Here is a 9568-nt window from a genome sequence, read left to right as displayed (position 1 = left end):
CGGCGAGGGCGGTCATGGCTCTCCTTCGGGGGCGGTCCGACGACGGCGGGCGGTTTCGCCGCGAATCCGACTGTAGGACTTCCAACTATCCAGGTCTGCCAGTAGTGTTCCAGATCACAGACCCCCGGCCAAGGATCCGTTCAGCAGCCATCCCGAGGAGGGACCCATGACCGTCCAGGACCCCACCGCCGTCGCCGCCCCGTCGCCGACGGAGGTGTTCCGCGCGGCCCGCGACCTGCTGGTCGAGTGCCAGACCGACTATGAGCGCGCCCGCGCCGAGTTCGAGTGGCCCCGCTTCGAGCACTTCAACTTCGGCTTCGACTGGTTCGACCGCCTGGCCCAGGACCCGGCCCGCGCGGACGTGCCGGCGCTGATCATCGCCGAGGACGACGGGCGCAGCACCGAACGCACCTTCGCCGAGCTCTCCGCGGCCTCCAGCCGGGTGGCGAACTGGCTCTCCGCGCAGGGCCTGCGCCGCGGCGACCGCCTCATCCTGATGCTGAACAACCAGGTGGAGCTGTGGGAGTTCATGCTCGCCTGCATCAAGCTGCGGGTGGTCATGGTGCCCACCACCACGCAGATGACCTCCGGGGACCTCGAGGACCGCGTGACGCGCGCCGGCGCCGCGTGGGCCGTGGCCGGCGCCGAGGACCTGGCCAAGTTCGCCGGAGTCGGCGAGGACCTGCACCTGGTGCACGTGCCGGGCGTCTTCGCGGAGGGCCCGGCGCGCCGCGCCCCCGAGGTCGCCGGCCACACCGTGCTCTCCTACGACGACGCCGACGACGCCGCCACCGAGCTGACCCCGGCCGAGCCGACCCCCGCCGACGAGACGCTGCTCTTCTACTTCACCTCGGGCACCACCTCGAAGCCGAAGCTCGTGGAGCACACCCACACCTCGTACCCGGTCGGCCACCTCACGACGCTCTACTGGATCGGTCTGGAGCCGGGCGACGTGCACCTCAACGTGGCCTCCCCGGGCTGGGCCAAGCACGCGTGGTCCAACTTCTTCGCCCCGTGGATCGCGGAGGCCACGATCTTCGTGCACAACGCCCGCAAGTTCGACCCCGCGGCCCTGATGGCCAACATGGAGCGCTACGGCGTCACGAGCTTCTGCGCCCCGCCCACCGTGTGGCGCATGCTCATCAAGGCGGACCTGGCGCAGCTGACGACCCCGCCGACCAAGACCATCTCCGCGGGCGAGCCGCTCAACGCCGAGGTGATCGACCAGGTGCACAAGGCGTGGGGAACCACGATCCGCGACGGCTTCGGGATGACCGAGACCACCCTGCAGATCGCCAACACCCCGGGCCAGAAGGTCGTCATCGGCTCCATGGGCCGCCCGCTGCCCGGCATGGACGTCACCCTGCTCGACCCGCTCACGGGCCAGGAGGCCGAGGAGGGCGAGATCTGCCTGCGCCTGGACCCGCGTCCGGTGGGCCTGCTGAAGTCCTACTACGGCAATCAGGAGAAGACGGACGAGGTGTTCCGCGACGGCGTGTTCCACACCGGTGACATCGCCCGCCGCGACGAGAACGGCGTGCTGACCTATGTGGGCCGCGCGGACGACGTCTTCAAGTCCTCGGACTACAAGGTGTCCCCGTTCGAGCTGGAGTCGGTGCTGGTCAAGCACCCGGCCGTGATGGAGGGCGCGATCGTCCCCACCCCGGACGAGCTGCGACTGGCCGTGCCGAAGGCCTTCGTCACCCTCGCCCCGGGCCATGAGCCCACCGCGGAGACCGCCCGGGCGATCCTGCAGTTCACGCTCACCCAGCTGCCCCCGTACAAGCGCATCCGCCGCATCGAGTTCCTCGAGCTGCCGAAGACCATCTCGGGCAAGATCCGCCGCGTGGAGCTGCGCAAGGCCGAGGTCGAGCGCGCCCAGACGGGCGCCGCCCCGGACGGCTACGGCACCGAGTTCCGGGAGGAGGACCTGGACCTGCAGCGCTGACCGGCCGTTCCCCGCCACCGCCCCGTCCGTGTCCGGCGGTGGCGGGGGACCCCCGGTGCGCCGCTAGTTGTTGTGGGTCATGAGGTTCTTGACATGGGTACCGGGCTGAGATGAGACGAGTGGGCCTCTCCCGCAGGATGGAAGTTCCTACACCACCGACCTGCCCGAGAAGACCCACTCATGACTCACGCTAACGCTCGGCGTGAGGCCCTGGCGGTGTGGGTGAACCACTACAACTACCATCGGCCTCATACCTCCTGCGGAGACGCTCCTCCGGCCTCGTTGGCACCGGCCCGAGTCAACAACGTCATGCCCTCCTACAGCTAGTCTGGAGCGCCATGAAGAAGCCACCCCTCGCCCAGGACCCCATCCGGGAGGCCGCCCGGAACTGGGAGCGTCACGGATGGGGTGACGTCGCCCGCCCGATGGCCGCCATCACCTCGATCATGCGGGCCCAGCAGATCCTGCTGGGTCGGGCGCAGGCCGCGCTCAAGCCCTACGGGCTCACCTTCGCGCGGTACGAGCTGCTGGCGCTGCTGAACTTCTCGCGCGAGAAGCGGATGCGGATGTCCAAGGCGTCCGCGCTCCTGCAGGTCCACCCCACCTCGGTGACCAATGCGGTGGACCGGCTCGAGGCCGCCGGGCTGGTGGAGCGCACCCCCCACGAGTCGGACCGCCGCGCGCTCGTGCTCGCCCTCACGGACGAGGGCCGGCGCGTCGCCGTCGCCGCCACGGAGACGCTCAACGCCGAGGTCTTCGGCCGTTCCGGCTTCGGTCCGGCGGACGTGGACACCCTCATCGACGTCCTCGGCCGGTTCCGCGCCGAGGCCGGCGACTTCCAGGCCGACGGCCCCGACGCCGGCGCGCCCGCGACGGCGGAGCACACCTCCTCCTGACGCGCCCTCCGGCCTCCGGACCGTCCGACTCAGCGGGGCTCGAGGCGCACGGCGCCGTCGAGCCGGATGACCTCGCCGTTCAGGAACGGGTTGGACACGATCTGCTCGACGAGCAGCGCGTAGTCCTCGGGCCGGCCGAGGCGGGCCGGATGCGGGGTCTTGGTGGACAGCGCCTCGCGGGCGGCCTCGGGCAGGCCGGCCATCATGGGCGTCTCCATCAGACCGGGGGCGATCGTGACCACGCGGATCTGCGAGGAGGCGAGCTCGCGGGCCGCGGGCAGGGTCAGCGCGACCACGGCGCCCTTGGAGGCGGAGTACGCGATCTGGCCGATCTGCCCGTCGTAGGCCGCCACGGAGGCGGTGTTCACGATGACGCCGCGGTCCTCGCCGAGCGGCTCCTGCGCCTTCATCGCGGCGGCGGCCTGGGCCATCATCGACACGGTGCCGACCGTGTTGATCGCCAGGACCCGACTGAGCACCTCGGCGGACAGCGGCCCGTCGCGACCCACGAGCTTGCCCGGCGTCGCCACGCCGGCGCAGTTGACCAGCACCCGCAGCGGCCCGGCCTCCAGCGCGGCGGCCACGGCCTCCCGGGCGGTGTCCTCGGCGGTGACGTCGCCCGTCACGAAGCGTGCGCGGGGCCCGAGGGCGGCCACGGCGTCCGCGCGGACGGTCTCACCCTCGCGGTCCGGCAGGTCCACCACCACGACGGCGGCACCCGCGTCCGCCAGGCGGCGGGCGGTGGCGTGGCCGAGGCCCGAGGCCCCGCCGGTGACGATCGCGCTCTGGTTCGACAGGTCCATGGACGGACCCTCCCTTCCTCCTCGGGATACCCCCGAGTTCGATAGTTGCATGTCCTACGTTCTCATCCTAGATTAGCGGAAGAGTAACCCAGATCACACACACAGCCGGGCCCGTCACGCCCGCCGTGGGCGGCGCCGCCCGGCGTCCGCCTTCCGCCTGGACCCGCGAGGAGCCCCCATGTCCCAGAAGACCGCGCCCACCGAGACCGCCCCCGTGATCCCCCACTTCGTGCACGGCGAGCAGCGCGAGGGCGCCTCCGGCCGGCACAGCGACGTCTACCACCCGGCCACGGGCAGCGTGGCGGGCCGCGTGCCGCTGGCCTCCGCCGAGGAGATCGACGCCGCCCTGGCCTCCGCCGAGGAGGGCTTCGCCGCGTGGTCGACGCTGAATCCGCAGCGCCGCGGCCGCATCCTGCTGCGCTGGGTCGACCTGATCAACGAGAACATGGACGAGCTGGCCACCGTGCTCGCCCAGGAGCACGGCAAGACCGTCCCGGACGCCAAGGGCGACATCCAGCGCGGCATCGAGGTCGTGGAGTTCGCCGCGGGCGCCCCGCACCTGCTCAAGGGTGAGTTCACCGCCGACGCGGGCACCGGCATCGACGTGCACTCCATCCGCCAGCCGCTCGGCGTGGCCGTGGGCATCACGCCCTTCAACTTCCCGGCGATGATCCCGCTGTGGAAGGCCGGCATCGCCCTGGCAGCGGGCAACGCCTTCGTCCTCAAGCCCTCCGAGCGCGACCCCTCCGTGCCGGTTCGCCTGGCCGAGCTGGCCCTCGAGGCCGGCATGCCCGCCGGCGCCCTCAACGTGGTGCACGGCGACAAGACCGCCGTGGACGCGCTCATCGAGGACCCGCGCGTCAAGGCCGTCGGGTTCGTCGGCTCCACCCCGATCGCGCAGTCCATCTACGCGCACGCCGCCCGCATGGGCAAGCGCGCCCAGTGCTTCGGCGGGGCCAAGAACCACGCCGTGATCATGCCGGACGCGGACCTCGAGATGGCCGCCGACGCCCTGGTCGGCGCCGCCTTCGGCTCCGCCGGCGAGCGCTGCATGGCGATCTCCGTGGCCGTCCCGGTCGGCGAGGAGACCGCCGACCGCCTGATCGCGCTGCTCCGCGAGCGCGTGAAGGACCTCAGGGTCGGCCCGTCGCTCGAGGCGTCCTCGGACTTCGGCCCCGTCGTCTCGAAGGACGCGAAGGAGCGCATCGAGGGCTACATCGCGGCCGGCGTCGAGGCGGGCGCCGACCTGGTCGAGGACGGCCGGGGCGTCGTCGTCGAGGGCCACGAGGACGGCTTCTACGTGGGCGCCACCCTGTTCGACCGCGTCACCCCGGAGATGAGCATCTACCGCGAGGAGATCTTCGGCCCGGTGCTCTCCGTGGTCCGCGCGAAGGACTACGAGGAGGCGCTCACGCTCGTGAACGAGCACGAGTTCGGCAACGGCGTGGCCATCTTCACCCGCGACGGCGACGCCGCCCGCGACTTCTCCACCCGCGTGGACACCGGCATGGTCGGCGTGAACGTGCCGATCCCCGTGCCGATCGCCTACTACACCTTCGGCGGCTGGAAGGCCTCCGGCTTCGGCGACCTGAACCAGCACGGCACGGACGGGCTGAAGTTCTACACCAAGACGAAGACCGTCACCACGCGCTGGCCCTCCGGCGTGCGCGAGGGCGCCAGCTTCGTGATGCCGGCCGGCTCGTGACCGCCCCGCAGCCCGTCCCGACCAGGAGGACCCCATGACCACCGTTCTGTTCCTCGGCCTCGGCCACATGGGCGGCCCCATGGCCGCCAACCTCGCCGCCGCGGGCCACCGCGTGCTCGGCTTCGACCTCGTCCCCGAGGCCCTCGAGAAGGCCCGTGCGGCCGGCGTCGAGACCGTCACGGACACGGCCGCGGCGGCCGCGGAGGCCGACGTCGTGCTGACCATGCTCCCCCACGGACGCCTGGTGCTGGACGTCTACCGAGGGGAGGACGGCGACGGCGGCCTGCTCGCCGCCGCCCGCCCCGGCACCGTGTTCCTGGACTGCTCGACCATCGACGTCGCCGAGGCCCGCGAGGCGGCCGCGGCGGCGGAGGCGGCGGGCATGCGGGCGGCCGACGCGCCGGTCTCGGGCGGCCAGGTGGGCGCCGAGGCCGGCACCCTCGCCTTCATGGTGGGCGCCTCGGACGAGGTGTACACCGAGGTGCTGCCGCTGCTCGAGGTCATGGGCGCCCGGATCGTGCACTGCGGGGGCGCCGGGCTGGGCCAGGCCGCGAAGATCTGCAACAACATGGTGCTGGGGGTCACGCAGATCGCCGTCGCCGAGGCCTTCGTCCTGGGCGAGCGCCTGGGCCTGCAGCACCAGGCCCTGTACGACGTGATGAGCAAGGCCTCCGGGCAGTGCTGGTCCCTGACCACCAACTGCCCGGTGCCCGGCCCTGTCCCCGGCTCCCCCGCGAACCGGGACTTCCAGCCCGGCTTCGCCGGCGCCCTGATGGCCAAGGACCTCGGGCTCGCGCTCGCGGCCCTGGACGAGCAGGGCGTGGCGGCCGACCTGGGCCGCCTCGCGCAGGCCAAATACGCCGAGTACGCCGCCGGAGAAGGCGCCGCCCGCGACTTTTCCGGCATCATCGAGGACATCCGAGCATCACACACGGACAGGAGCGAGGCATGAGCGAGCAGACCACCCCGGACGGCGCCGAGTCGCCGATCATCGTGGAGCGGCAGGGCCGGGTCGGCCATATCCGCCTGAACCGGCCGAAGGCCCTGAATGCGCTGAACGAGGCGACGATGCGTGCCGTCGTCGCGGCGGTGCAGGAGCTGGACACCGACCTGGAGATCGGGGCGATCCTGCTCTCCGGCTCCCCCAAGGCGTTCGCCGCTGGCGCGGACATCAAGGAGATGGCCACCAAGGAGTTCTCCGAGATGTACGCGGCCGACTGGTTCGCCGGCTGGGACGGGCTCACCCGTGCCCGCACCCCCATCGTGGCGTGCGTGACCGGCTACGCCCTCGGGGGCGGCTGCGAGCTGGCCATGATGGCCGATGTGCTCGTGGCCGGCGAGGGCGCGAAGTTCGGCCAGCCCGAGATCAACCTCGGCGTCATCCCCGGCATGGGCGGCTCCCAGCGCCTGACCCGCGCCGTGGGCAAGGCGAAGGCCATGGACATGATCCTCACCGGCCGCATGATCGGGGCGGAGGAGGCCGAGCGCATCGGACTCGTCTCCCGCGTGGTGGCCGACGAGAATGCCCTCGAGGAGGCGCTGGAGGTGGCCGCGACCATCGCGTCCAAGTCCAAGCCGGCCTCCTGGATGGCCAAGGAGGCCGTCAACGCCGCGTTCGAGACCACGCTCGCCCAGGGCATCGCCTTCGAGCGCCGCGTGTTCCACGCCGCGTTCGCCACGGCGGACCAGAAGGAGGGCATGGACGCGTTCGCGGCGAAGCGCGAGGCGGGGTGGCAGCACCGATGAGCGACGCGCAGACCACCGCGACGACGGCCCCCGCGGCCGGGCAGGACGGCGCGGCGGACGAGGTGCTCCTCGAGGTCCGCGACGGCCTCGGCCGCATCACGCTGAACCGTCCGCGCGCCCTGAACGCGCTGACGCAGGACATGGTCCGGGCGATCGACGCGGCCCTGACCGACTGGGCCGCGGACCCCGCCGTGCGCGGCGTGCTGATCCGCGGCGCCGGGGAGAAGGGACTGTGCGCCGGCGGCGACGTCGTCTCCCTGCGCTCCTCGCTCCTGGCCGGGCGGTTCGCGGAGGCCGAGGAGTTCTTCCGCGACGAGTACGCGATGAACGAGCGCATCGCCACCTACCCCAAGCCGTACGTGGCCTTCATGGACGGCGTCGTCCTGGGCGGCGGCATGGGCGTGTCCGTGCACGGCTCGCACCGCGTGGCCACCGAGCGGACCCGCGCCGGCATGCCCGAGACGGCGATCGGGTTCACCCCCGACGTCGGCGGCTCCTTCCACCTCGCCCGCGCACCCTTCCAGGCGGGCCGGCACCTGGCCGCGACCTCGGCGCATGCCTCCGGGTCCGACGCGGTGGCCCTGGGCCTGGCGGACGTCTTCGTGGAGTCCGCCCGGCTGGACGAGCTCGAGCAGGCCCTCGCCGCGGCGTTCGGCGCCCTCGGCTCGGCCGCGGACGCGGGCGCGCGCGACGAGGCCGCCTTCGCCGCCGCCGACGAGGTGCTGGCCCGGTTCGCGGTGGCCGAGGACGCACAGCCCGCCTCCGCGCTGGTGGCCGGCCGGGAGTGGATCGAGGACGTCTACGACCGGGAGACGGCCGCCGAGGTCCTCGCCGCCCTGGACGAGCGCGCCGCCGCGGGCGGGGAGCACGCCGAGGCCGCGGGGCAGGCCGCCGAGGCCATCCGCACCAAGTCCCCGACCGCCGTCGCCGTGGCCCACGAGGCCCAGCGCCGGCTGGCCGCGCGCGGAGCGGACCTGACCGTGGCCGACGCACTGCGCCAGGAGTTCACGATCGCCACCCACCTGATGCGCGAGCCGGACATGGCCGAGGGCATCCGCGCGCTGCTCGTGGACAAGGACAAGGATCCGACGTGGAGCCCGGCCCGGCTCGAGGACGTCTCGACCGAGGACGTGGCCGGGCACTTCGAGCCCGTGTCCGGGGTGGACCCGCTGCAGCTCGGCTGAGCCCGCCCCGACGGACCGCGCCCCGTGGTCCCGTGTGGGGACCGCGGGGCGCCGTGCTGGGTGGGGCGACCGGGTGGGGCCCCGGACGTCAGGCGATCAGGCCGCGACCCACGATCATGCGCATGATCTCGTTGGAGCCCTCGAGGATCCGGTGCACGCGCAGGTCCCGGACGAGCTTCTCCACGCCGTACTCGTGCAGGTAGCCGTAGCCGCCGTGCAGCTGCAGGGCGGTGTCGGCGGCCTCGTAGCCGTGTTCGGTGGCCACGAGCTTGGCCATGGCGCACAGGCGCACGGTGTCCGGGTCGTTGCGGTCCAGGGCGTCCGCGGCGCGCATGAGCATCGTGTGGGCGGTCTCCAGCTTCACGGACATGTCCGCGAGCTCGAAGACGAGGGCCTGCTTGGTGGTGAGCGGCTCGCCGAACGCGCTGCGCTCCTTGAGGTAGCGGGTGGCCTTGTCCAGGGCGGCCAGGCCGCCGCCGATCGAGCAGGCGCCGATGTTCAGGCGGCCGCCGTTGAGGCCCTTCATGGCGATGCGGAAGCCGTCGCCCTCCTCGCCGAGGCGGTCGGCCACGGGCACGCGGACGTCCTCGAAGATCACCTGGCGCGTGGGCTGGGTGTGCCAGCCCATCTTCTTCTCGTTGGGGCCGAAGGACAGGCCGGGGGTGTCCTTGTGGACCACGACGGCGGAGATCCCCCGGGCGCCCGTGTCCGCGGTGCGGCACATCACCACGTAGCAGTCGGACGCGCCGGCGCCGGAGATGAACTGCTTGACGCCGTTGAGGACGTAGTGGTCGCCGTCGCGGACGGCGCGAGTCTTCAGCGCGGCCGCGTCCGAGCCGGCGCCGGGCTCGGTGAGGCAGTAGCTGGCCAGGTGCTCCATGCCCGCGAGGTCGGGGATCCAGCGGGCGCGCTGCTCGTCGCTGCCGAAGGAGTCGATCATCCAGGCGACCATGTTGTGGATGGAGATGTAGGCGGCGAAGGCCGGGTCCGCCTTGGCGAGCTCCTCGAAGATCAGGATCGCGTCCGTGCGCTCCAGGCCGGTGCCGCCGTGCTCCTCCCCCACGTAGATGCCGCCCAGGCCGAGCTCGCCCGCCTCGGCGAGGACGTCCACCGGGAAGTGCTTCTCGGCGTCCCAGTCGAGGGCGTGCGGGGCGACGCGCTGCTCGGCGAAGTCGCGGACGGCGTCGACCAGGGCCTTCTGGTCGTCGGTGATGGGGAACATGGGTTCGTCCTCCTGGGGCTCGGGCCGGCCGCGCGGGCGGTCCACGACGGGGTGGTGCGGGGGT

General features: G+C 72.5%; 8 protein-coding genes and 1 pseudogene. 7 read left to right on the top strand and 2 right to left on the bottom strand.

All coding sequences use genetic code 11. The annotated features are described in order from the left end of the window. Positions 1 to 166: 166 nt before the first annotated feature. The 3 genes and pseudogenes from CITRIK5_RS11535 (at position 167) to CITRIK5_RS11525 (ending at position 2844) form a co-directional block, all read left to right on the top strand. Entirely contained in the window at positions 167 to 1948 is a 1782-nt protein-coding gene (locus CITRIK5_RS11535) for an AMP-binding protein (protein ID WP_119217562.1), read from the top strand. 183 nt (positions 1949 to 2131) lie between these two features. Further along, positions 2132 to 2275, top strand: a pseudogene (locus CITRIK5_RS11530) (integrase core domain-containing protein); the annotation flags it as partial. An 11-nt stretch (positions 2276 to 2286) separates the two neighbouring features. Further along, entirely contained in the window at positions 2287 to 2844 is a 558-nt protein-coding gene (locus CITRIK5_RS11525) for a MarR family winged helix-turn-helix transcriptional regulator (RefSeq protein ID WP_036316148.1), read from the top strand. 29 nt (positions 2845 to 2873) lie between these two features. Here CITRIK5_RS11525 and CITRIK5_RS11520 read toward each other — a convergent pair whose 3' ends face one another. Further along, complete coding sequence (locus tag CITRIK5_RS11520; protein ID WP_044658710.1) at positions 2874 to 3647, bottom strand: SDR family NAD(P)-dependent oxidoreductase; 774 nt, start codon at positions 3645 to 3647, stop codon at positions 2874 to 2876. A 178-nt stretch (positions 3648 to 3825) separates the two neighbouring features. On the opposite strand from CITRIK5_RS11520, the gene CITRIK5_RS11515 reads away from it, so the two are divergent. Genes CITRIK5_RS11515 through CITRIK5_RS11500 form a run of 4 tightly spaced genes read left to right on the top strand, consistent with a single transcriptional unit; the run spans position 3826 to position 8282 of the window. Continuing rightward, positions 3826 to 5352: a CoA-acylating methylmalonate-semialdehyde dehydrogenase gene (locus tag CITRIK5_RS11515; protein ID WP_044658709.1), complete on the top strand. Its 1527-nt coding sequence runs from the start codon at positions 3826 to 3828 to the stop codon at positions 5350 to 5352. Positions 5353 to 5386: 34 nt separating this feature from the next. After that, positions 5387 to 6304: a 3-hydroxyisobutyrate dehydrogenase gene (gene mmsB / locus CITRIK5_RS11510; protein ID WP_044658708.1), complete on the top strand. Its 918-nt coding sequence runs from the start codon at positions 5387 to 5389 to the stop codon at positions 6302 to 6304. After that, the gene (locus tag CITRIK5_RS11505) at positions 6301 to 7098 is read left to right on the top strand and encodes an enoyl-CoA hydratase (protein ID WP_061867543.1); all 798 of its coding nucleotides are present in this window, start codon (positions 6301 to 6303) and stop codon (positions 7096 to 7098) included. The genes mmsB and CITRIK5_RS11505 overlap by 4 nt, the downstream gene beginning before the upstream one ends. Then, positions 7095 to 8282, top strand: coding sequence for an enoyl-CoA hydratase/isomerase family protein (locus tag CITRIK5_RS11500; protein ID WP_061867544.1), 1188 nt, complete (start codon positions 7095 to 7097; stop codon positions 8280 to 8282). The genes CITRIK5_RS11505 and CITRIK5_RS11500 overlap by 4 nt, the downstream gene beginning before the upstream one ends. Positions 8283 to 8370: 88 nt before the next feature. Here the strand turns inward: CITRIK5_RS11500 and CITRIK5_RS11495 are convergent, their stop codons facing one another. After that, on the bottom strand, positions 8371 to 9504 hold the full coding sequence (locus tag CITRIK5_RS11495) for an acyl-CoA dehydrogenase family protein (RefSeq protein ID WP_159833663.1): 1134 nt from the start codon (positions 9502 to 9504) through the stop codon (positions 8371 to 8373). Positions 9505 to 9568 lie beyond the last annotated feature (64 nt).

Source organism: Micrococcus sp. 116 (genome assembly GCF_902506395.1).
In the GTDB taxonomy this organism is placed as follows: domain Bacteria; phylum Actinomycetota; class Actinomycetes; order Actinomycetales; family Micrococcaceae; genus Micrococcus; species Micrococcus luteus.
Note: the sequence above shows the minus strand (reverse complement) of the source record. Positions and strands in the feature narration are given on the sequence as shown.

What these genes read in the sequence shown, in the direction of transcription:
- CITRIK5_RS11525 (WP_036316148.1), top strand. Translation starts at nt 2,287, where the DNA reads ATGAAGAAGCCACCCCTCGCCCAGGACCCCATCCGGGAGGCCGCCCGG.
- mmsB (WP_044658708.1), top strand. Translation starts at nt 5,387, where the DNA reads ATGACCACCGTTCTGTTCCTCGGCCTCGGCCACATGGGCGGCCCCATG.
- CITRIK5_RS11500 (WP_061867544.1), top strand. Translation starts at nt 7,095, where the DNA reads ATGAGCGACGCGCAGACCACCGCGACGACGGCCCCCGCGGCCGGGCAG.
- CITRIK5_RS11515 (WP_044658709.1), top strand. Translation starts at nt 3,826, where the DNA reads ATGTCCCAGAAGACCGCGCCCACCGAGACCGCCCCCGTGATCCCCCAC.
- CITRIK5_RS11520 (WP_044658710.1), bottom strand. Translation starts at nt 3,647, where the DNA reads ATGGACCTGTCGAACCAGAGCGCGATCGTCACCGGCGGGGCCTCGGGC.
- CITRIK5_RS11535 (WP_119217562.1), top strand. Translation starts at nt 167, where the DNA reads ATGACCGTCCAGGACCCCACCGCCGTCGCCGCCCCGTCGCCGACGGAG.
- CITRIK5_RS11505 (WP_061867543.1), top strand. Translation starts at nt 6,301, where the DNA reads ATGAGCGAGCAGACCACCCCGGACGGCGCCGAGTCGCCGATCATCGTG.
- CITRIK5_RS11495 (WP_159833663.1), bottom strand. Translation starts at nt 9,504, where the DNA reads ATGTTCCCCATCACCGACGACCAGAAGGCCCTGGTCGACGCCGTCCGC.